Source organism: Sphingobium lignivorans (genome assembly GCF_014203955.1).
In the GTDB taxonomy this organism is placed as follows: domain Bacteria; phylum Pseudomonadota; class Alphaproteobacteria; order Sphingomonadales; family Sphingomonadaceae; genus Sphingobium; species Sphingobium lignivorans.
In genome coordinates, this window is record NZ_JACHKA010000001.1 from 2,846,404 (window position 1) to 2,867,830 (window position 21,427).

The following is a 21,427-nucleotide window of genomic DNA, read 5'->3' on the forward strand; positions in this document are numbered from 1 at the left end:
GCATCAACCCTTCGCGTCGTGCAAGATGCCGGCGAGCGTCCGCTCCACCAGCTCGATCTTGAATGCATTGTCCCTGGTCGGCGTGGCGCCGGCGAGGAGGTGCCGCGCCACTGCCTCCGCCCCTTGCGGAAGCGCGGCATCCGCAGCATCTATGCGCCAGGGCTTGGGCGCGATCCCGCCCACGGCAACACGGCCTGAACCATTCCGCTCGAGGATCACCGCTACCGACACGAGAGCAAAGGCGTAAGAGGCCCGATCACGCACCTTGTGATAGAAATGCAGACCGCCAACCGGCTTGGGCAGCAGCACGGCCGTGATCAGTTCGCCGGGCGCCAGCGCGGTTTCCACATGCGGCGTCTTGCCGGGCAATTTGTGGAAGTCGGCGATGTTGATCGACCGGACATTGCCCTGTGCATCGACCGTCTCCACGCGCGCATCCAGCAGCCGCAACGCAACTGCCATGTCGCTGGGGTTCGTCGCGATACAGGCAGCGCTGCCGCCAATCACCGCCAACTGGCGGGAGACCCCCTCGATGGCCGCGCAGCCGGTCCCGGGCTGACGTTTGTTGCAGGGCTGGTTGGTATCGTAGAAATAGGGGCAGCGCGTCCGCTGCAGCAGATTGCCGCCGGTGGTCGCCTTGTTGCGCAGCTGTCCCGACGCGCCGGCCAGAATGGCCCGGCTCAGGACAGCATAATCGCTGCGCACGCGCCGATCTGCCGCCAGCGCCGTATTGGTGACGAGCGCGCCGATCCGCAGGCCGCCATCGGGCTCCTGCGTAATCTGATCGAGCTTCAGATCCTGAACATCGACCAGATGGGTCGGCGTTTCGATTTGCAGCTTCATGAGGTCCAGCAGATTTGTGCCGCCAGCAATGAAGCGCGCGCCCTGCTGGCGGAACACGGCCGTCGCGGCCTGAGCGGGCGAGGTCGCGCGCTCATAGGTGAACGGCCTCATCCCTTCGCCTCCGCGACTTCGGTGATCGCCTCGGCAATGTTGGAATAGGCACCGCAGCGGCAGATATTGCCGCTCATCCGCTCGCGCAGTTCCGCATTGCTGAGTTGCGGCTTGGCCGACAGATCATTGGCGACGTGGCTGGGCACACCGGCTGCGATCTCGTCCAGCACGGCCACCGCAGAGCAGATCTGGCCCGGCGTGCAATAGCCGCACTGATAGCCATCATGCCTGACGAAGGCGCGCTGCATGGGGTGGAGCTGGTCCGGCGTGCCCAGCCCTTCGATGGTGGTGACCTCGTCGCCATCGTGCATCACTGCAAGCGTGAGGCAGCTGTTGATCCGGACACCGTCGACCAGCACGGTGCAGGCGCCGCACTGGCCATGATCGCAGCCTTTCTTCGTGCCGGTGAGTTTGAGCTCTTCGCGCAGCGCATCGAGCAATGTTGTGCGTGTATCAGTCGTGAACCTGCGCAGCGTGCCATTCACGCTCAGCGCGACCTCGACCATCGCCGCGGGAGGTTGCGGCAAGGGGCGCCGGGCATCGGCCTTTTTCAAGCTCATGGCTGCCGCTGTTGCCGAGCTGCCAACGAGCATGCCCCGTCGGGAGACGCGCCACTCCTCCGGTCGATCCATGGCTTCATCGTCCTTCGCAACTGCTGACTGGATAGTCCCATGCTGGCCGAACGCAGCAACCGCGAATTGGCTTCCAGACGACCCCGCATCGCAAACAGGCGTGGCCCCGCTTGCACTTCCATGCGACCGTATCCATGCATCTCCGCCTGTCGCGACGATCGCCATCGCAGACTTTAGGTCGCGCGCGGACGTGCTTTAATCGCTCCCCCAAACTTTGTACGAGCACCGGATGTGTTGCTTCAATCGCCTCGCGTCCGTGCCGGGCAGCTCGTATCCGGATTGCGTATCACAATGAATTATCGCCACTCTTTCCACGCAGGCAACAGCGCCGATGTCGTGAAGCACAGCCTGCTGATCGCCCTCGTACGGTCCCTGCAGCAAAAACCGGGCGCGCTGACGCTGATCGACACCCATGCCGGCTGCGGGCTGTACGACCTTGGCGGCGAGGAGGCCGGACGGACCGGCGAGGCCATGCAGGGCGTGCTGCGGGCCTTTTCCGATCCGAATCCCTTGCTGAACGACTACCGCGCCGCCGTACAGGCGGTAAATGCCGGGGCCGAGCCACGGCTCTACCCCGGCTCGCCGCAAATCCTGGCGCAGCTTCTGCGTCCGCAGGATGTCCTGATTCTCAACGAGAAACATCCCGAAGACGCCCGTGCCCTGCGCAAGGTGATGCGCGGCACATCGGCTGCCGTGCACGAGCGCGACGCCTACGAGCTGTGGCTGGCGATGGTGCCGCCCCGCACCGCGCGCGGCGTGGTGGTCGTCGATCCACCCTACGAGCAGCCGGACGAACGCGCCCGCGTCACAGCCAGCCTCGCCGCCGCGCACCGCAAATGGGCGCATGGTGTGACGGTGATCTGGTATCCCTTGAAAGACCGCGCCATGCATCAGCGCTGGAAGGGGCAGTTACGCAGGCTCGGCATCCCGAAATTCCTGTGCATCGAGCATTGGTTGTACGATGCCGATCAGCCCGGCATCTACAACGGCGCGGGCCTTTATATCGTCAACCAGCCCTACGCCTTCACGCAGGCGCTGCCGGCTCTGCTGGAAGCCCTGCGCGCCACGCTGGCGCCGGAGGGGCACAGGGGCGAGATCACGACCGATTGGCTGGGCGATTAATGTAGCCCCTCCGACGCCACCGCGCGGCTCGGCTTCAGCTGCAAGACCGACCTCACGCAGCGTTTCGACAAGCTGGTGCGGGGCTATGCCCGCTATGTCGGCAAGTCGATGCTCGGGGTCGGGCCGATCCTCGGCCAGCTTCAGGGCAATTATGTCGACAGCGGACTGGAACTGCGGGTGGGCGACGAGACGCGCAGCATCAGCCTGAGTCTCACCAATCTGCTCGACACCCGCGGCAACCGCTTCGCCTTCGGTTCGCCCTTCTCGCTGCGGGACGGCAATCAGATCAACCCGCTCCAGCCGCGCAGCATAAGGCTCGGTTTCGATCTGGCTTTTTGATCGGGGACGTCACCGGCCCGACAGCGCTCTTCGCAAGGTCGCAAACCGACCTCCCGGCGGCGGCGCAAGGGAATGCCGCCGCCGGGTGCGCCGCGCTCACTCGTAGCGCAGCGCCTTGATGGGGTTGGTGCGCGCCACCCGCACGGCATGGGCGGCGATCGTCACCACCGCAATCAGCAGCGCGAGCAGGCCAGCCAGCAGGAAGGGCGTCGGCCCCAAAGGCATGCGCGCGTCGAACTGGTTGAGCCAGTCGCGCATCGCCCACCAGGCGATGGGCCAGGCGATGAGGTTGGCGATCACCACCGGCCGCGTGAACTGCCACACGAGCAGCCGCACGATGTCGAACGTGCCCGCGCCCAGTACCTTGCGGATGCCGATCTCCTTGGTCCGCCGCTCCGCCGTGAAGGCGGCGAGACCGAACAGGCCGAGGCAGCCAATCACCACCGCCAGCAGCGCGAACATGCCGAACATCTGCGCCCGCGCGTCGATCCGCTGGTAGGTGCGCGCCATGATGGCATCGCTGAACTCTGCCTTGAAGGGCACATCCGGTGCAAAGCTGCGCCAGACGCGTTCCACGCCCGCGCGCACCTCCGCCGGATTGCCATCGTAGCGCACATCGAGCCAGTTGGTGTTGTTGGTGTTCACGAAGAACATGATCGGCTCGATCGGCGTGCGGACGCTGCGGAAGCGGGAATCGGTCACCACGCCGATGATCGTGAGTTTCATGATGCCGCCCTCGTCGCCGCGATCATAGTCGATGATCTTGCCCACCGCGTCCTGCGGGCTGGTGTAGCCGAGGCGACGCACGCCGGATTCGTTGAGGACGATATTGGCGCCGCGTGCCCCCATGGCCCGCGCCGCTTCGGGATCGGGCACGGCCGGCTCGGTCGCGTCGTCCGCAGGACGATTGCGATCGAAAATGCGGCCCGCGACCGTCCGGATCTGCATGGTCGGAAAATAGTCCGCGTCGATCGCATAGATGCCGATCTGGACCGGCTCGGGCTGACCCGGCACGCCCACCACGGTGCTGGAGGTGTTGCCGGTGTTGACGCCGATCCCCGTGCGCGCCGCCGCGGTCACGCCGGGCACCTTGCGAATCTGCTGGATCAGCGCTTCCTCGCGGCCCTGCAGGCTGGTCGCGCCGATGCCGTTCACCTGCAGCAGCCCGTCCCGCTTGAAACCGGGGTCAGCGGAGCGGGCATAGAGCGTCTGACCATAGACGATGGCGGTGCAGGCCATCAGCCCGATTGAAACCGCGAACTGGACCACGACCAATATGCCGCGCAGCCGCCCCGATCCTTCCGCCTCCGATGCCGACTTGTTGGCCTTGAGCACGCGCGCCGGCTGGAAGCGCGAGAGATACAGCCCGGGATAGAGGCCGCCGGCCGCGCCGACCAGCAGCACCAGCGCCAGGATCGGCAGCAGGAGACCGCCGTGCCCGAAATAGTGCAGCGCTATGTCCGCATCGAGAAAATGCGCGAACCAGGGCACCGCGATCTCGGCCAGCGCCAGCGCGACCAGCGTGGCGATGGCAGTGAGCAGGATGGATTCGCCCAGAAACTGCATGATCAGCTGCTTGCGCGTGGCGCCCAGCACCTTGCGCAGCGCCACCTCACGCGCCCGCTGCCCGGCCCGGGCGGTAGCGAGATTGGTGAAGTTCATGCAGGCCATTGCCAGGATCAGCACGGCAATCACGGAAAAGGTAACGATCGAGGTCCGGTCGTTGCCCGGCGTCATGTCCGAGTTCTGCGCCTTGCCCAGATGCACGTCGCGCACATTCACCAGCGCATAGGTCCGTCCGTCGCCCTCGTTGCTGCGCTGGCCGTTGGTCGTGCTGTCGGGGATGTTGCGCTTCTTCCAGGCGTCGAACTGGCTATTGACCGTCGCCACGTCCACGCCGGGCTTCAGCTTTACATAGACCCAGCCGGCGGTCCATCCCCAGCTCTCCAGGAACGCCTCATTATGGCCCTGAGCATAAAGGCTGGGCATGTCGGCGCGCAGCAGCATGCCGAACGCCATATGCGTGTTCTTGGGCAGATCCTTGAAGACCCCCGTGACGCGATAGTCCGCCTTCACGCCCATGATGATCGTGGTGAGCGTGCGGCCGACCGCATTGGTCGTGCCGAAGAAGCGGATCGCCTGCTTCTCGCTCAGGATCGCCGAGCCGGGATTGGCCAGCGCCCGGTCATTGCCGTGGAGCATCGGCAGCGCCACCACATCGAGGAAGCGGCTGTCGACCAGTTGCGCGTCCTCGGGCGTGTAGGCCTGCCCATCCTTGAGGACGGTGATCCCGACGCCGCCGCCCACATAGGTCGCCGCCTCGATCTGCGGGAAATCCTTGAGCAGCGCGCCCTTGGTCACATAGGGCACGCCCTGATTGTCGAATTTGTCGGACGACGTCAGGCTCTGATAATAGCTCTGGAACTGGAACACCCGGTCATTGTCCGGCAGCCAGTCGTCATAGCTGCTCTCATAGCGGACATAGAGCAGGATCATCAGGCAGGCGGCGATGCCGATCGCCAGGCCGAAGATGTTGATGAAGGCATAGACCTTGTTCTTGGCCAGGGCCCGCACGCCCACCGTCAGATAATTGCGCCACATTGCTGCGTCCTTCCCGTTCCCGTCCCGTCTTTCCTCACGCCGCCCGGCGGCGCTCCTGCAGGATGCGCCCGTCGAGCATGTTGACGATGCGCCCGGCATAGTCGGCATGGGCGGGCGAGTGAGTGACCATGACGATGTTCGAGCCTTCCGCGTTGAGCTGCTGGAGCATGCGCATCACTTCCTCGCCATGCTGGGTGTCGAGATTCCCGGTCGGCTCGTCTGCCAGGATGAGCTTGGGCTCGGCGACGAGCGCGCGGGCGACTGCCACGCGCTGCTGCTGGCCGCCGGACAGCTGGCTGGGGAAATGCTTGGCCCGATGAGCGATGCCGACCCGGTCCATCACAGCTTCCACGCGCGCTTTGCGCTCGGAGGGCGCCACCTTGTGATAGAGCAGCGCCAGTTCGATATTGTCGCGCACTGAGAGCTCGTCGACCAGATTGAAGCTCTGGAAGATGAAGCCGATATTCTCCTTGCGCACGACCGCCAGCTTCGTCTCGGACAGGCCGGCGACTTCCTGCCCGTCGAACAGGTAGGAGCCGCCTGTGGGGCTGTCGAGCATGCCGATCATGTTGAGCAGGGTGGACTTGCCACAGCCCGAGGGGCCCATGATTGCGACGAACTCGCCGGTCGCGATGTCGAGATCAATGGCATCGAGGGCCGTAGTCTGCACCGTGTCGGTGCGATAGACGCGGGAGAGTTCGCGCATGCGCAGCATCATGGATGTCCTTTCATTTCGCGAGGTCGAGGCGGCTCTTGTCGGTGAAGCCGGTATAGGGTGAGGTGATGACGCGCTCGCGGGGGCTGAGACCGTCGAGCACTTCGATATACTCGCTGTTGCGCCGGCCGAGCCGCACATTGCGTCGTTCCGCGCTGCGCCCGTTCGGCGCCACCACGAACACCCAGGCGCCCTGCGTGTCGTTGTAGAAGCCGCCGCTTGGCAGCAGCAGCGCGGGGGTGGGATCGCTGAGCGTCAGCCGCGCCTGCAGGCTCTGGCCGCGCTGGATCTGCTCCGGCTCGGCTCCGATGAACTGGAGGTCGACCTGGAACTGGCCGTTCTGCACCTGCGGATAGATCTTGGTTACGCGGGCCGTGTAATGTTTGCCGCCCCAGTCGATGGCGGCGCGCTGGCCCAGCGAGACGCGGCCGAGATAATATTCGTCAACGCCGGCCTGCAGCTTGTTGTGGCCGGGAGAATCGATCTGGCCGATGCGCTCGCCGCGCTGGAGCGACTGGCCGACCTGGATGTTGAAGCCGGAGAGCTGGCCATCCACCGGCGCGCGCAGGTTGAGCGCTTCCAGGTTCATATGGGCCAGTTGCAGGCTAGATTGCAGCGATTCCACGGATTCGCGCAGCTGGGCGAGCTGGCGGCCCTGCATCTGCGTGTTGGATTGCTGGGTGCGGCGCAGCACGGCGGCGCGCCGCACCTCGAAATCATATTGGTCCTGCGTGTCGGCGAACTGCCGCCGCGAGACGAAGCCCTGCTCGGCGAGCGGCGATTCCAGGTCGAGCTGGCGCTTGGCCTTCTCCATCGCGAGGCGAGATTCGAGCACGGCGCGCTCATCGGCGAGCTGGGTCTGGGAGAGCGCCAACTCCTGGCTGCGCATCGCATTGATCTGCTGCTCCACTTCCGCCTGGTCGCGCAGCGTGGAAAGCTGGAGATCGGCATTGGAGAGCACGGCGATGAGCTGCCCCTTGCCGACCACCGCGCCATCCTCGACCAGTATCCTGTCGACCCGCCCGCCCTCCAGGGAATCGATAAACACGGTGAGCAGCGGCGTCACCTTGGCGCGCAGCGGGATGAAATCGTCGAATGTGCCGCGCTTCACTTCCGAGATGGCGAGCTGGGCGCTCTGCACCGTCTGGCTCGCCCCGCTCGGCGCGAACCACCAGAAGCCGGCGCCCAGCAGCGCCAGCGCCACCGCGCCGCCGTTCAGCTTGAGCCGCGCGGGCAGGCGGCGGCTCTCCACCACCTGATCCATGCCGCTGCCGCTCGCCGGTCCCGCGGATGCGTCCTCCTTCCTGTCCGTCCTGATCCGCACGATGCTCATGCCACCGCTCGTCGCAAGCTTCATGCCATTCGCCGCGCGTGCCACAATGTCCCGCCCGATCACGAGAAACCGCCCCGCCCACTGTCCGTTTTCGGACGATGGTGTTCGAAATCGAACGCCAGCCGGATGACGGCGGCGGTCAGCACGATGCGGGTGCGCTCCTGCCCGATGTCAAGATCGAGCCCCAGCGGGCGATAGCCTCCTGCTCCCGGCACCCCAAGCAACAGCAGGGACAGCCCCGCCAGAACGGCGAGAATGCTGCTGCGTTTTTTGTCCATGAGAGCGTTCCTTTCGGCTCTTGGCATTGCGGTTGCCTCTCAGGGAGCATGAGCCGTGCCAGTTTCGGTTTTTCGCGAAAATCCATGAGACTGGGGAACTGGCACGCATTTTGATTGTCCGAAATCGCACAGTCACCTTATGGGAACGGACAGATGGAGCGCAGCCACGAATTCGATCTCTGCATCGTCGTCGACGATGACGAGGACATCCTCATGGCGGCGCGCATGCTGCTGCGGGGCCTGTTCGCCGAGGTCGTCACCGTCCGCACGCCGCAGGAGGCGATGCCCCTGCTCGCCCGCAAGCCCGAGGTGGTGCTGCTCGACGCCAATTTCGCGCGCGGCGCCACCGATGCCGCGGAGGGTCTCGCCTGGCTGGACCGGATGCTGCTTGCCGATCCCGATCTGGTGGTGGTGATGATCACGGCCCATGCCGGCGTGCAGATCGCCGTCGCCGCCATGAAGCGCGGCGCGACCGATTTCGTCTCCAAGCCCTGGGCGAACGAGCGGCTGCTCGCCACGGTACGCACCGCCGCCATGCTTCGCCGCTCCCGCTCGGCGGTCTCGACCGAGCGCGGCAAGGTGGCCACCGTCGCCAGCTCCGGCACCGGCGAGACCCCGCTGCTCGGCGACGCGCCCGCCATGGCCCGCGTCCACAGCCTGATCGCGCGCGCGGGGCCGACCGACGCCAATGTCCTCATACTGGGCGAGAATGGCACAGGCAAGGAACTGGTCGCCCGCGCCCTGCACCGCGCCTCGCTGCGCGCTGAGCGGGCGATGGTGACGGTGGATCTGGGCGCCATCTCCGAGGAACTGATCGATTCCGAGCTGTTCGGCCATTTGAAGGGCGCCTTCACCGATGCGCGCGCCGACCGCGTCGGCCGGATCGAGGCCGCGGACGGCGGCACGCTGTTCCTGGACGAGATCGGCAACTTGCCGCTGCATCTCCAGCCCAAGCTGCTGACCGCGCTCGAACAGCGCAAGGTGACGCCGGTGGGCGCCAACAAGCCGGTGCCGGTGGATATCCGCGTGATCGCCGCGACCAATATGAGCCGGGACCGTCTCACGGACGAGGGCCATTTCCGGCAGGACCTGCTGTTCCGCCTCAACACAGTAGAGATCGACCTGCCGCCGCTGCGCGAGCGGCGCGAGGACATCCCCCTGCTCGTCGCGCATTTCCTCGCCCTTTACGCGCGGCGCTACGACCGGCCGCCGCCCGAGCTGAGCGACGGGGCCCGTGCGGCGCTGATGGCGCATGACTGGCCCGGCAATGTCCGCGCGCTGCGTCATGCCGTCGAGCGCGCGGTGATCCTTTCGAATGGCGGCCCGCTCCAGCCCGACGATTTCCCGCTGAGCGCCAGCGCGCCCCGCGTGCCGGTGACCGCGCTTACCGCGGCGACGCCTGCCGAGGCCGGCGACCTCAATCTCGACCGGGCGGAAAAGCGCATGGTCGAGGAAGCGCTGCGCAAGCATGGCTACAATATCTCGCTGGCAGCGGCCGAACTGGGCCTGTCCCGCGCGGCGCTCTATCGGCGCATGGAAAAACATGGGCTCTGACCGCCGCTTCACATTCGCGCTGGCGGGCTGGATCGCGCTGCTCGGCGCCGCGCTGGCGGCCAGCGTGGGCGCTTTCATGCTGCCGGGGCTGGGCGCCGGGCGGATCGTCGCGCTGCTCGGCGTGGCCGGCGCCACGGCGGGCCTGTGGCTGCATGTCCGCCAGACCAATCGCACGGTCGCGCGCTTCGTCGAGGCCCTGCGCTTCGGCGACAGCGCGACCCGTTTCGGGCTCGAGCAGGGCGCGGGCTTTCGCGAGCTGGGCGAGGCGCTGGACGCCGCCATGACGCGCGCCCATGCCCGACAGGAGGCGATGGCGGGCGAGCTGCGCTTCCTGGAGGCGCTGGTCGACGACATGCCCATCGCGCTGCTCACCATCGACGCGGAGGGTCAGGTGACGCTCGCCAACAAGGCCGCGCGGCGCCTGTTCCGCGATGTGCAGGGTGCCCGTGCGGAGGATTATGTCCGCTACAGCGCCACGCTGGCGCGCCAGCTCGCCGAAGGCCGGCCGGGCGAGACCATGCTGCTGATCGCGCTCGACGGCATGCCGCAGAATGTGCTGGTCCGCCGGGCCAGCCTGGACCGGCTGGGCCGCCGCATCAGCGTCGTCACCGTCCAGCCCGTGCAGGGCATGCTGAATGCCGTGGAGGCCGCTGCCCAGACCGATCTGGTGCGCGTGCTGACGCATGAGATCCTCAATTCGCTGACCCCCGTCACCTCGCTGGCCGAGACCGCGGCGGGGCTGCTCGAGGCACCGGACCTCGCCGCCGAGCCGCGCGTCGCCGATGCCCGCGCCGCCGTTTCCGCGCTCGCCCGGCGCGCATCGGGCCTGTCCCATTTCATCGAGGCCTATCGCGCCGTCGCCCGTTCGCCCGAGGTACGCCGCCAGCGCTTCCTTGCCCTGCCCTGGGCCGAGGAACTGGTCCGCATCTTCGCGGCTGAAGCGGCCGAGCTGCCGATCAGGCTGATCGTCGAGCCGCAGGATCTGCCGCTGGACGCGGACCCGGACCTGCTGGCGCAAGTGGTCATCAACCTGCTGCGCAATGCCCGGCAGGCGATGGATGGCCACACCGACGCGCCCCACATCACGCTGCGCGTCAAGCCCTATGGGCAGGCCGTGCTGCTTGAAGTGGAGGATTGCGGCCCCGGCGTCCCGCCCGCGCTGCGCCACGACATCTTCCTGCCCTTCTTCACCACCCGCGCCAACGGCACCGGCGTCGGCCTCAATCTCGCCCGCCAGATCGCCATCGCGCATGGCGGCACGATCGAGGTGCGTGACGCTCCGGACGGCGGCGCTCTCATTTGCCTCGCCTTGCCCCACGCCTGATCGCCCATTTTCAGCCACCGATGCGACCCGGCGCATTTTTACTTACCTCCGCGGACAGCGCACGGCATAGGCGCCGGACCTGAAAACGAACCCCGGGCCGACATCGTGAATCGATGCCAGAAGCGTGCGATTATCAGAATAATCACGCTATGGGCTGTGTAGTCAGAGAACGTGTTTCGCAGGCGCGCAGCAGATTCCGCCCGCCGCTGTAACCTCAGATGTGGTCGTTCACCGCCAACATCTCGGACATTCCCGCCTCAATTCTGACGTCCCGATAGCCGCTATTCGTTCATCCCGCTCGTCATGACGTGAAGGTCGGACGATTCGGAAAGGCGACAACGAGAATGGCATAACTGCCAATCGTTCATAGGCCATTCTGGTTGCTGGCACTCGCGCTCGCACTTGCCTGCGTACCATTGCAAAAGATGTCAGCGTGCCATTGAAGTCCGGCAGCCCGAATAAAGCAAAAGGCCAGCTCAAATCAGTCGCCTGCGATCCGATATCGCTGAGGATTCTGCAGCAATACGGGCACTTGCCCTCGCAACGCGAGGCGATAGTTCTCGAGTTGAGGATCAATCGTTCGCTCCATCTCCTCCAGCATGAGCCGCTTCATCCGCTCTGCAATCGGACGATGGGCTTCGTCGTAGACAAGATTGACGCGCTGTCCCGGATCGACCTGCATGTCATAGAGTGCGAGAAGGCGACCGTGAACATATTGGTCAACCCGTTCCGCAATCCGGGCGTCACTCTGCGCCGCTTTTTCCATGGCGGGATAGGTCAGGCCCCACATGCTTTCCAGCTTGAGTTTGGTCTTGCCGTCCGCCCAGGCCGTGAAGTGCAGCGCATATCGGCGATCCTGCAGGGTTCGTGATGGATAGAGCCAGCCACTGGACACATAATCGACGTAGGACATGACGAACGGCTGCTGGACGGCGCCTGTCCCTTTCATCAGCGGTACCCAGCTATGGCCGTCGAGGTTGACCGGGCGTTCGATCCCGAGAAGCTCAAGCAGCGTCGGCAGGATGTCGAGGTTGCTCGCAAGATTGTCTAAGCGGCACGGCGAGGTCATGCCGGGCGAGCGCAAAATGACGGGTGTTCTGATGCCGTGATCGTAACAGGTTGCCTTGGCGAACGGGAAAGGCATTCCGTGATCCGAAACGAACAGGACGATGGTGTCATCAGCCGCACCGCTCTCCTCGAGCGCTTTGAGGATATTGCCGACGGCGATGTCGAGCCTTTGAGCAGAGTTCCAGTATTGGGCGATCTCCTGCCGTACCTCGGGAAGATCCTCCAGATTGGCCGGGACAATGACGTCGTCGGGACCGAGCGGATTGGGAATGCGGTAAGGGCCCTCCTGCCCGTGATCCAGTTCCTCAGCATCCCGGCTGCCATAAAATGGCCGATGGGGATCGTTGATATTGCAGTTGATGAAGAACGGTTTGTACTGGGCCTGCGCCTCGGCAATCGCGAGCCGGGTCATATCGGCATGGACCATCGGATGCCGGTCCTTCCCTTCCTGCATCATGTGCCACGGGAAAGACGTCGCAGGCTGCATGTGCCCGATCTTGTGGCTCGCCGCACAATAATAACCCTCTGACGCCAGCAAGGAGCAGAGCGTGGGCGTTCCTTCATGCATGGGGAAGAAGCCATTGCCCCCGTTCCGATGTGGCAACAATCCGCTCATGAATGCCTGGCGCGACGGCATACAGATCGGAGCGACGGTCCGGACCTGTTCGAAAACGTGGCTCTGGCTCGCCAGACGGTCCAGATTCGGTGTCAGGTCGCGTCGCCCGTTCATGAAGCCGAGCGCCGTCCAATCGATATCGTCGGCGGTGATGAGGAGCAGGTTCGTGCGCTTGCGCTTGTCGCGCTTCACATAATCGCGATCCTGAGCCAGCCCTGGCAAGGAAATGAGGGCGCCCGAGGCAATGCCGGCCATCAGAAGCTGGCGTTTTGAGAAACTGATCACGAGGCCATCCTTAATAAACGAACTCTGTCTTCCGGCCGCCGATCACCATCTCCCGCGTGGATTTGAGCGGCCACATGGCCTCCGGCAAGGAGGCGTCAAATCGATCGACCTTCTCCTTCATCGCCCGGACGCGATCCGGCATGGCGGACGAGAGATCGTTCACTTCCCAAGGGTCGGCTTCGATGTCGTACAGCCGCGTCTGTGCCCAGTCGTCGGAATGCCAGAGCTTGAAACGACCCTCCCGAATGGCCCGCACAGGCCGCTGACTCCACATCAAGGTTCGCTCGGGGCCCATGGGTCGCGCGACGGTCGCAAGGAGGTCGAGCCCTTCCAGCTCCTGCGGGACCGCCTGCCTGGGCGCAGCCGCCTTGAGAATGGTGGGCAGAATGTCGAGCGCGCTGACGGGCGCGTCGACCCTGCCTCGCTGCTTGAGGCCGTTGGGCCACGACAAGAGGAAGGGGACACGGGTTCCTCCCTCAAGATAGGTGAATTTGCCGGCGCCCCACGGGTGATATTCCGGGCAGTAGCCGAACTGCACGGGGCAACCATTGTCCGACAGGAAAATCACGATCGTATCGTCGCGCACGCCTGCGTCGCTTAACGCCTTGAGGATCTGCCCCACGCCAGCGTCGAGCGCGTCGATCATCGCCACATAGGTGCGCCGGACGGGATCGGCGATTTCAGTGCGATTGTCATAATAGACCTTGGGCACCTGCAGCGGCCAATGCGGGGCGTTGTAGGCCACGTAGCCGAAGAAGGGCTCGCCCGATGCTGCACTGCGCCGAATGAAGTCGACGGTGCGTTCTGTGATCGTTTCCGTCAGATACTGGTTGGGCTGCTCCACAATCTGCATGTCCGGCCCCTCGAAGAGGCGGCCGCCGCCCTCCCGCTTGGTTGGCTCATAGCGATCGGCTTTGGTCGGTGTGGTGACGAGCCCGGGCGTATCCGGCTCGGCATAAATTGTTTCACCAGCCAGAAAACCGAAGAACTCGTCGAAGCCCCGGCGGGTTGGATAGAATTGCGGTTCCGCACCCTGATGCCATTTGCCGAAAACAGCCGTCCGATAGCCCATCGGCTTTAGACGCTCCGCGATCGTCGGCACGTTGGTAGGAAGACCTGCGCCTGCATCCAGATTGCCGCGATCATTGATGTTGTACATGAAGCCGTAGCGCGCCGGGGTTCGTCCCGTCAAAAGCGCCGCGCGTGATACGGCGCAAACGGAAGCGGCAACATAACCCGCGGAGAACGTCACCCCCTGCTCGCCGATGCTGTCTATATTGGGCGTGTTGATGGTGCCCGCCTTATTGATGGAGACGTCCGTCCATGGGAGGTCGTCCACGAGGATGACGATCACATTCGGCGTCTTCTTCTCCTGCTGAGCTTGCACTTTGCTCGCCGGTGCGACGGGTGGGACCGGAGCACCTGTGCAACCCGCAATCCCGAAGACGCTGGCGGCGGCCATCAGTTTCATCAGGGTCTTCATGATCAGCCTTCGATGTTGGATTGTTTGCCCAGTCGATCGAGTTCGAAGATCGGCATGGACGGTTGGTAGCGATCCGTCAGTTTGGCCTCGAGATAGAGGGCGCAGCTACGAACAAACAGATAAGGATCACTTTTTGCAGCGGAAATTTGCGAGAGCACCTGCCTGGCCAGAACCGGCGCGCAGAAGGTGAGTCCATTGATGGCCTGGAGCCGCACCGCGTCGGACTGGCTCGCATCCAGAAGACCTGCAAGCGTCCGGACGCCCTCTTCTCCAAAGCCGAGATGCGTTGCTGCCTCGGCCGCCGCGATGCGAACCTGGGGGCACGGATCCGCCGCCATGGCAGACTGAACCAGCGCTGCTGCCGGCGTAGCGGTCGACCCGATGATGAGAAGGCCAGTCGCGGCCCAGTAGCGCATTACGGCATCCGGATGGGAAAGGAGCTTGCCAAAGCGATCGGCATTTGCCGGGTCGCCTTGCGCCGCATCGGCTGCCAGCGCCATGATGTTCTTGAGCGGATAGGCACCCGCGACACGGCTGGCTTCATAGCCTTCGACGGACATGCCTTCCGGGATGAAGCCATTGTCATGAATAGCGAGCATGTGGGCATCGAGCGCCCGGCTCATGCCCCTCATACGGTTCTTGTATTCGGAACGGGCAGCCAGATTCTCAACCTGATCAGGGTCGTTCTTCAGATCGTAGAATTCTTCAGCAGGACGGGGTTCGAAAAAGCGCCTTTGCTTGCTGCTGCATTGGCCCACCAGAAACGCCCGCTCATAGGACTGATAGCCTTTGGCGAGCCATGCGAAGGCTTGATGCTGACCGCAAGGCCGATGCGGCGCGTAGTTCCGTATGTACCTGTACCGGCCCTCCGTCACGGTACGGACGAAGTCGTAGCGCTCGTCCATCCGATTCCGCATGCCGAAGGCAAAGCTCTTCGAAGGCACGCGGCGCTTCCCAAGAAACGCGCTTCCCTGCATCGTCGCAGGCGCACGCTGGCCCGCCAGGGAAAGCACGGTCGGCGCAAGGTCGATGAAGCTGACCGCCGTGTCGACCACTGTTGCGGAACGATGCGGCGACAGATGGGCAAATTTGGGCGGTACGCGCACCACCAGTGCGCAGCGCAATCCCTCATCATAGCAATAGCGCTTGGAACGAGGGAGCGAGCCGCCATTGTCAGAATAGTAAAAGACGATCGTGTCGTCCGCGAGGCCATCCGCCTCCAGCGCATCGAGCAGCCTCCCGACCTGGGCGTCCATCTGCTCCATGAGATTATAGTAAGTGGCATAATCCTGCCGGATTTCGGACGTGTCCGGCAAATGCGTGGGGACGCGGATATCGGACGGGGTGACGCGGCCGGCCACCGGGTTGAAAAGCCGAGACTCATGCGTGGTCATCATGTTGAAGACCGACATGAATGGAGCGCCTTCCGGCCGGTCACGCCAGTGCGCTTGCGCTCCCTGAGCGCTCCAGATCGTGTCCGATTCGACATCGCAATTGTAATCGGTTTTGGCGTTGTTGGAGCAGAAGTAGCCTGCGTCGCGCATCAGTTCCGGGTAGGTTCGGATAAAGCCCGGCAGGTGGGCGCGGGCCCGCATGTGATGCGCCGGGCCGCAACTTTCAGGATAGACTCCCGTCAAAATACCAAAGCGAGAGGGCGCGCAGACCGGGGCATTGGAGTAGACATTCCGGTACAGAATGCCCTCGTTCGCCAGCCTGTCGATTGCCGGCGTGTGGGCCAGAGGATCGCCATAAGCGCCGATGAACGGGTTATTATCCTCGCTGACGATCCACAGGATGTTCGGCAGGTCCCCCTTCGGGGCACGGACGGCCGACCGCGCCCCCGCTGCTGTTGCAAGGGCAGCGATGCCAGCGACGATCTGTCGTCGCGTAGAGTGCCCTCCGCCCGTCAAATGTTGCCTGCCATCAGGAGTTTGGCGGCCACTCCCGATCGGGAAGGAGTAAAATCGAGAACTGGCTTCTGCTGCGCCCAGTAAACATGGACACACGGGAAGCGCGCCGAGACGAGCGGCTTCTCACCTACCGCTTGATTTGCAGTGATCATCGCGGCTGCCCCCTCTCCCGTCATCGACCCATGTCTTCGCAATTCAAATACATGATTTACCGCTAAATCATACGTCTCTATGCGCCCTTGTCAATCAGTGCTCAAACCGCATAGGGATTTGCCATGACCAAACGCCCCCGTCGCCGAAGCAAGAATGTCGTGACGATGGCGGAGGTGGCCAACCTCGCCGGCGTCTCGACGATGACGGTTTCCAACGTCCTCAACAACAAGCCAAGCGTGTTGCCTGAGAGGCGACGGGCAGTCCTCGAAGCCATGGACAAGCTGAACTATCGCCCCAATGTGGCAGCACGTGCGCTAGCCAGCGCAGGCTCTATCAGGATCGGCCTACTTTATCGTGACGTGGAGAACGCCCTTCTCGGCGCCATGTTGGTCGGCGCGCTGAAGGCGTCCGCACGCTTCGGCTTTCAGCTCATCATTCGCAGTTATGACGAGACAAAACCTCTCGACGATGTGGCAGCCTTTGCGGTGAGCGAAATCGACGGCCTCCTGCTCCCTCCTCCGCTTTGTGAGCTGGTCAGCTTCAGCGGCATCTCGGCGAAGCTCAGCATCCCCATGATCGGCCTCGCGCCCGGAACGAACCTGTCTGACATTCCTGCCGTGCGGATCGACGATGAGGTGGCCGCTTATGAAGTCACACACCTGCTGCTGGAGAAAGGGCACCGCCGGATCGGCTTTGTGAAACTTCCCGGAGCCATGGTGGGGCAGACGCGCCTGGCCGGCGTTCAGCGGGCCCTCGCCGAGCACGGGGAAGTGCTGGAAGAGCGGTTCATCTGGGAAGCCCGTCCGATTTATGAGGCCGGTCTCGCCCTGGCGGATATGGTTTGCAAGATGGAAGAACGGCCAACCGCCATCCTGGCCGGCAGTGATGACATCGCCGCAGCCTTCGTCAACGTGATGCATCGTTGCGGACTGCACGTCCCGGAGGATATCTCGATTGTCGGCTTTGACGACACACCGATTGCGGTGAAAATCTGGCCAGCTCTGACGACCGTACGCCAGCCACTGGCGCGCATTGCCGAACAGGCGACCGAGCGGCTCATTCAGATGATCCGCAACCCGGAGCAATATACCAACGACGTGATCTATATACCCCATGAGATCATTCAGCGGGCGTCGGTGTCCGAACGTCCTTTACAGGACTGACAAGAAAGGCGGTGAATCGCTTCACCGCCTTTCGATAGATTTCCAGGGAAGCCCAGCCCCTCAGCGCATCAGAAGTGCACGGCTGCGCGCACGCCCCAGTAACGCTCGGCGTCACGCAGGACCTGCTGGTACACCCGGCCACCATTGAAGGTGGAGTTGAAGAGGTTGCCCGTGAAGTTCTTGTCGAACAGGTTCCTCACGAACACCGACACCGAATAGGTGCCGTCCTTGCTTTCCAGGCCCACGGCCCCGTTTACGACGGCATAACCATCCTGGATCGTCTTGGGATCCTGATCGAGACTGTATTGCACCTTGGTCTGGTACACCACGTTCGACTGAATGAAACCATCGAAAGGTGCGCTGTCGCCAAAGGGCACGGTCTGACGCACGTAGAATGTGCCGCGGAAATCCGGGGCATTGGGCAGTGCGCCACCGCTCAGGTCCTGAGATCCGCCCACGCAACCTTGCGCTGCCGTCTGGCCCACATGGCAGGGGCCGATCGGGAACTCGTCGATACGCGCGTCCGTCCAGGTTCCGCCCAGCGAAATGTCGAGAAGCCGGGTGGGCCTAAGGGTGGCTTCGAGTTCGATGCCACGCGTCGAAACGGTGCCTGCGTTCAGCAGGTAGAACGAGATATCGCCGGGCAGGCGCGCTTGGGACTGATAACCCCGATACTTGGTGTAGAACAACGCGGCATTGAGCGAGAGCTTGCGGTCCAGTGTCTGAATTTTCGCCCCTACCTCGAAGGCGTCAGACAGCTCGGGATTCACAGGCTGGTCGGTCGGTTGGGTAGCAAAGATCAGGTTGAAGCCCTTGCCTTTGTAGCCGCGTGCGTAACTGGCATAGACATTGCCGAGGTCCGTCAGGCTTTGACGAATGCCGATCTTCCCGACCACCGCCGTATCGCTCGTGGAGTTCGAGAAACTGGCGGCCGTACCCGTCGCGCCGGTCAGCGGCAAATCACCGGGAACGAGTATGTCGGCGGGATCGCGATCTGCGCTCCACTCGAGCGTCTCGTGCAGCAGGCGTAGACCGCCGAAAAGTTGGGTGTTCGCCGTCAGATCGATGTTCGTGCCGATGAACGCCGCCACATTCGAACTGGATGTGCTTCCGGAGAACTGCCCGCTGCGGGGCCCCGCCACAAAGACCTGGCGACGCTCAAACGTCGTGTCGATGTCCACCTTGGACGCGAAAGCGCCCACAAGCAGATCGAAGCCGCCCAGATCACCGGAAACCAGGCGAACTTCCTGCGTCAACTGCTGCAGAGAGGTGGTGCCGCTGTTGATGTCCCACAGGCTGACACCTGCAACAGGTGTCGTCAGCGAGGTGTAGTCGGTGTCGCCGCGACCAGTGAAATCCCACTTCCTGATCGCGCTGATCGAGACCAGCTCGAAATTGTCGTTGAGACGGGCCTTGATGCGTGCGGAAATACCCCACTGCTCGCTGTCGTTGGTATTGTCGGCATTCAGGTTGACCTGCCGGTTTTCGGCAGACGGGACGACGGGCGCCACGGCATTGGCATAAGCCGCTGTTCCAAGCTCGCGCAGCGTCGGAACGGTCGTGTCGCTGCCCTTGCTATAGTCGCCGATAATGGTGACTTCGAGATCGTTCGTGGGCTCGAAGCGCAATTTCCCTCGCGTTCCCCAGACATGGTAACCTGAGAGCTTGCTGTCGCCGATGCCGGAAACGTTGTCCACGAAACCGTCATAATCCTTGAAGAAGCCGCTGAGACTGAAACCCAGTACGTCATTGATCGGACCGGAGATTGAGCCGCGGAGCTGCAACTCGCCGCCTTCTGCGTACATCGCATCGAAATCGCCCGTAAGCGTGCGACCCGGCGCTTTGGTCGTAACCGACACAAGGCCGGCGGATGCGTTCTTTCCGAAAAGCGTGGATTGTGGACCACGCAGAACTTCAACCCGCTGGACATCGATCAGATCCTGGAAGCCCTGACCGGATCGGGCCATCGGCACATCGTCCACAATCACCGAGACGGCCGGTTCAGTTGCCGCGGAAAACACAGTCGTCCCGATGCCGCGGATGCTAAGCGAGCTGTTGGACTGATTGCTGCCCTTGGTGAACGTCAGGGACGGAGAAGCGTTGGCGACTGCTTCCATGGACGACGCGCCAATCGCATCCAGCTGCTCACCGCTCACGACGGACACGGCGACCGGAACCTGCTGGAGGGTCTGCTCACGCAACGTTGCGGTAACGACGATGTCGCCAACCTCGGCGGCTGCCTCTTCTTGGGGAGCCGCAGCTTCCTGACCGGCCTGTGCCATCGCGGCATGCGGCAGGGCGGTAGCGAGAGCACTGATACTGCACAGCGCGAGGATTCTAAAATGGCGGATCATGAAACTCCTCCCCTTATTCATCACGGGTATTTACAAAATTTAGCGCTACATATCGTTCGCTCTGCACGGCGTCAACCTGGGCGCGATCACCTCCGCAGCGCTTTGGACGCCCCCTGTTTCTCGCGCAGCAGGCGGTGCCATTGACGCTTGTCACTGCGCCGAGCGACCGCAACCGCGCTCTCCCCTACCCCGGGGAAATTCGGCCGGCGGGTGATCAGTGGATCGAGCGCAGGTCCGGTCGCGCGAAAAGCCGTGCGCGACTTATCTTTTCATCGCGATCGCCTGATGGGTGCGATCGCCAAGGCGCCAAGCAGGGCGAAGAGGGTGCCAGCGATGAAGACGGCGGCGTAATTCTCGCCGTCCGCACTGCCCAAAACGAGAATGATTGGTGCCAGGGCCGGCGCCAACGACTGGGGCAGCGAATTTGCGATCTGGAAAACACCCATGTCCTTGGCACGCTCTTCCTTGTTCGGAAGGATGGCCGCAAGCAGGGCAAGATCCACAGCGAAGTAGAGACCCTTCCCCAGCCCGGCGACCGCAACGCCGACAAGGAATTGCGGCACCGAAGGCGCCAGGGCGACGAGCAGGAAACCTGTCGCTTCAATGACAGCGGCCAGAGCGACGAACGGCTTGCGACGCCCTGACCAGTCCGAGATAAACCCACCGACGATTGAAACGCTGATGGTCGCTACGGCGATAATCGCCATCGACCGCACCATGACCTGTGTGGCGTCGGCCCGTTCGAGCGAAAGCTGATCGGTGAGAAAAAACAGCTGATAGGTCAGCAGGAACGACCATGCCATCATGATGAGGAAGCGGCTGACGAAGGCCCAGCTGAAATCCCGATCGAGAAAAGGCTTGATCAGCGCGCGCGGTATTGCTGCGAGATCAGCCCGATGGCCGTTCTCTGCAGACGATGCCCGGTCAGGCAGGATCAGAACGAGAGCCAGGACACCAAACACGGTGACGCCGAAAGGGGCGAGGAACATCAGCAACGTGGAAGTCTGCGTAAACTGGGTGATCCAGCTTCCGGCGAAAGTTGCCGCGGTGGAGGTCATGCCGAGCATGCCTGCGACTCGGCCCTGCAAACGGAATGGAACGACATCCGGCAGAATCGGCAGGCAGGCGGCCTGCATGGCATTGAAACCGGCCTGGCAGATCATCCAGCCCAACCCAAGCAAAAGCAGGTTGGGCGCGGTTCCTAATATGGTGAGGCCGACCGCACTTACAGCCAGGCCGCCCACCAACCATGGCCGCCGACGTCCAAAGCGGCTTCGGGTTCGGTCCGAAAGTGCACCGCAAACAGGAGCGGCAAGGAGTGCCACAAAAGCGCCCGTCGCGAGGATAATGCCCAGCCACTGCCCCTTCTCGGCCTCGGTCGCGATCTCGCCCACCCGCAGGGCGATGGTCAGAACAACCGGCGTAAGCAGGGCCACCCAGATACCGAACTGGGCGAGCACATACACCGCGATGAAGCCGCCCGAGACGTGGCGGACGTCTTCCGCAGGCGCATCGAGTCCTGTCGTCATCTTAGTCTCCGAAA

Annotated in this window: 16 protein-coding genes; 5 read left to right on the forward strand and 11 right to left on the reverse strand. The window is 63.5% G+C overall.

Features of this window, described 5'->3' with window-relative positions; translation table 11 throughout:
* Positions 1–3: 3 nt before the first annotated feature.
* Together HNP60_RS13200 and paoA are read right to left on the reverse strand one after the other, a co-directional pair.
* Positions 4–954 (reverse strand): FAD binding domain-containing protein, encoded by a 951-nt coding sequence (locus HNP60_RS13200; RefSeq protein ID WP_184154525.1) that lies wholly within the window; start codon positions 952–954, stop codon positions 4–6.
* The gene (paoA, locus tag HNP60_RS13205) at positions 951–1,586 is read right to left on the reverse strand and encodes an aldehyde dehydrogenase iron-sulfur subunit PaoA (protein WP_184154528.1); all 636 of its coding nucleotides are present in this window, start codon (positions 1,584–1,586) and stop codon (positions 951–953) included. Before paoA ends, HNP60_RS13200 begins: the two co-directional genes overlap by 4 nt.
* Positions 1,587–1,877: 291 nt before the next feature.
* On the opposite strand from paoA, the gene HNP60_RS13210 reads away from it, so the two are divergent.
* A complete protein-coding gene (locus tag HNP60_RS13210; RefSeq protein WP_184154531.1) occupies positions 1,878–2,708 on the forward strand; it encodes a 23S rRNA (adenine(2030)-N(6))-methyltransferase RlmJ in 831 nt (276 codons plus the stop codon).
* A gap of 75 nt (positions 2,709–2,783) precedes the next feature.
* Positions 2,784–3,047, forward strand: coding sequence for a hypothetical protein (locus HNP60_RS13215; protein ID WP_184154534.1), 264 nt, complete (start codon positions 2,784–2,786; stop codon positions 3,045–3,047).
* Positions 3,048–3,143: 96 nt separating this feature from the next.
* Here HNP60_RS13215 and HNP60_RS13220 read toward each other — a convergent pair whose 3' ends face one another.
* From HNP60_RS13220 to HNP60_RS13235, 4 genes are read right to left on the reverse strand one after another with little or no spacing between them, the layout of a single operon-like run.
* Complete coding sequence (locus tag HNP60_RS13220; protein WP_184154537.1) at positions 3,144–5,648, reverse strand: ABC transporter permease; 2,505 nt, start codon at positions 5,646–5,648, stop codon at positions 3,144–3,146.
* A 34-nt stretch (positions 5,649–5,682) separates the two neighbouring features.
* On the reverse strand, positions 5,683–6,363 hold the full coding sequence (locus HNP60_RS13225; RefSeq protein ID WP_184157062.1) for an ABC transporter ATP-binding protein: 681 nt from the start codon (positions 6,361–6,363) through the stop codon (positions 5,683–5,685).
* A 13-nt stretch (positions 6,364–6,376) separates the two neighbouring features.
* Positions 6,377–7,720 (reverse strand): efflux RND transporter periplasmic adaptor subunit, encoded by a 1,344-nt coding sequence (locus tag HNP60_RS13230; RefSeq protein ID WP_260394881.1) that lies wholly within the window; start codon positions 7,718–7,720, stop codon positions 6,377–6,379.
* Between the two features lie 35 nt (positions 7,721–7,755).
* Positions 7,756–7,974 carry a hypothetical protein gene (locus HNP60_RS13235; protein ID WP_184154540.1) on the reverse strand — a complete coding sequence of 73 codons (219 nt, stop codon included), beginning with the start codon at positions 7,972–7,974 and terminating at the stop codon, positions 7,756–7,758.
* Positions 7,975–8,127: 153 nt separating this feature from the next.
* Here HNP60_RS13235 and HNP60_RS13240 point away from each other — a divergent pair, with 153 nt between their 5' ends.
* Together HNP60_RS13240 and HNP60_RS13245 are read left to right on the forward strand one after the other, a co-directional pair.
* A complete protein-coding gene (locus tag HNP60_RS13240; protein ID WP_184154543.1) occupies positions 8,128–9,528 on the forward strand; it encodes a sigma-54-dependent transcriptional regulator in 1,401 nt (466 codons plus the stop codon).
* Positions 9,518–10,852, forward strand: a complete 1,335-nt coding sequence (locus tag HNP60_RS13245; RefSeq protein ID WP_184154546.1) for a sensor histidine kinase — start codon at positions 9,518–9,520, stop codon at positions 10,850–10,852. The genes HNP60_RS13240 and HNP60_RS13245 overlap by 11 nt, the downstream gene beginning before the upstream one ends.
* A 481-nt stretch (positions 10,853–11,333) precedes the next feature.
* Here HNP60_RS13245 and HNP60_RS13250 read toward each other — a convergent pair whose 3' ends face one another.
* From HNP60_RS13250 to HNP60_RS13260, 3 genes are read right to left on the reverse strand one after another with little or no spacing between them, the layout of a single operon-like run.
* Positions 11,334–12,821, reverse strand: a complete 1,488-nt coding sequence (locus HNP60_RS13250) for a sulfatase-like hydrolase/transferase (protein ID WP_184154548.1) — start codon at positions 12,819–12,821, stop codon at positions 11,334–11,336.
* A gap of 10 nt (positions 12,822–12,831) precedes the next feature.
* Complete coding sequence (locus HNP60_RS13255) at positions 12,832–14,304, reverse strand: sulfatase-like hydrolase/transferase (RefSeq protein ID WP_184154550.1); 1,473 nt, start codon at positions 14,302–14,304, stop codon at positions 12,832–12,834.
* A gap of 2 nt (positions 14,305–14,306) precedes the next feature.
* On the reverse strand, positions 14,307–16,214 hold the full coding sequence (locus tag HNP60_RS13260) for a sulfatase-like hydrolase/transferase (RefSeq protein WP_221414693.1): 1,908 nt from the start codon (positions 16,212–16,214) through the stop codon (positions 14,307–14,309).
* A 275-nt stretch (positions 16,215–16,489) separates the two neighbouring features.
* Between HNP60_RS13260 and HNP60_RS13265 the strand changes: the two genes are divergently transcribed.
* Entirely contained in the window at positions 16,490–17,530 is a 1,041-nt protein-coding gene (locus HNP60_RS13265) for a LacI family DNA-binding transcriptional regulator (protein WP_184154553.1), read from the forward strand.
* Positions 17,531–17,598: 68 nt separating this feature from the next.
* Here HNP60_RS13265 and HNP60_RS13270 read toward each other — a convergent pair whose 3' ends face one another.
* Together HNP60_RS13270 and HNP60_RS13275 are read right to left on the reverse strand one after the other, a co-directional pair.
* Positions 17,599–19,884 (reverse strand): TonB-dependent receptor, encoded by a 2,286-nt coding sequence (locus HNP60_RS13270; RefSeq protein ID WP_184154557.1) that lies wholly within the window; start codon positions 19,882–19,884, stop codon positions 17,599–17,601.
* Positions 19,885–20,153: 269 nt separating this feature from the next.
* Positions 20,154–21,413, reverse strand: coding sequence for an MFS transporter (locus tag HNP60_RS13275; RefSeq protein ID WP_184154559.1), 1,260 nt, complete (start codon positions 21,411–21,413; stop codon positions 20,154–20,156).
* Between the last annotated feature and the right edge of the window lie 14 nt (positions 21,414–21,427).

What these genes read in the sequence shown, in the direction of transcription:
- HNP60_RS13210 (WP_184154531.1), top strand. Translation starts at nt 1,878, where the DNA reads ATGAATTATCGCCACTCTTTCCACGCAGGCAACAGCGCCGATGTCGTG.
- HNP60_RS13240 (WP_184154543.1), top strand. Translation starts at nt 8,128, where the DNA reads ATGGAGCGCAGCCACGAATTCGATCTCTGCATCGTCGTCGACGATGAC.
- HNP60_RS13230 (WP_260394881.1), bottom strand. Translation starts at nt 7,720, where the DNA reads ATGAAGCTTGCGACGAGCGGTGGCATGAGCATCGTGCGGATCAGGACG.
- paoA (WP_184154528.1), bottom strand. Translation starts at nt 1,586, where the DNA reads ATGGATCGACCGGAGGAGTGGCGCGTCTCCCGACGGGGCATGCTCGTT.
- HNP60_RS13270 (WP_184154557.1), bottom strand. Translation starts at nt 19,884, where the DNA reads ATGATCCGCCATTTTAGAATCCTCGCGCTGTGCAGTATCAGTGCTCTC.
- HNP60_RS13225 (WP_184157062.1), bottom strand. Translation starts at nt 6,363, where the DNA reads ATGCTGCGCATGCGCGAACTCTCCCGCGTCTATCGCACCGACACGGTG.
- HNP60_RS13245 (WP_184154546.1), top strand. Translation starts at nt 9,518, where the DNA reads ATGGGCTCTGACCGCCGCTTCACATTCGCGCTGGCGGGCTGGATCGCG.
- HNP60_RS13265 (WP_184154553.1), top strand. Translation starts at nt 16,490, where the DNA reads ATGACCAAACGCCCCCGTCGCCGAAGCAAGAATGTCGTGACGATGGCG.
- HNP60_RS13220 (WP_184154537.1), bottom strand. Translation starts at nt 5,648, where the DNA reads ATGTGGCGCAATTATCTGACGGTGGGCGTGCGGGCCCTGGCCAAGAAC.
- HNP60_RS13235 (WP_184154540.1), bottom strand. Translation starts at nt 7,974, where the DNA reads ATGGACAAAAAACGCAGCAGCATTCTCGCCGTTCTGGCGGGGCTGTCC.
- HNP60_RS13200 (WP_184154525.1), bottom strand. Translation starts at nt 954, where the DNA reads ATGAGGCCGTTCACCTATGAGCGCGCGACCTCGCCCGCTCAGGCCGCG.
- HNP60_RS13255 (WP_184154550.1), bottom strand. Translation starts at nt 14,304, where the DNA reads ATGAAGACCCTGATGAAACTGATGGCCGCCGCCAGCGTCTTCGGGATT.
- HNP60_RS13275 (WP_184154559.1), bottom strand. Translation starts at nt 21,413, where the DNA reads ATGACGACAGGACTCGATGCGCCTGCGGAAGACGTCCGCCACGTCTCG.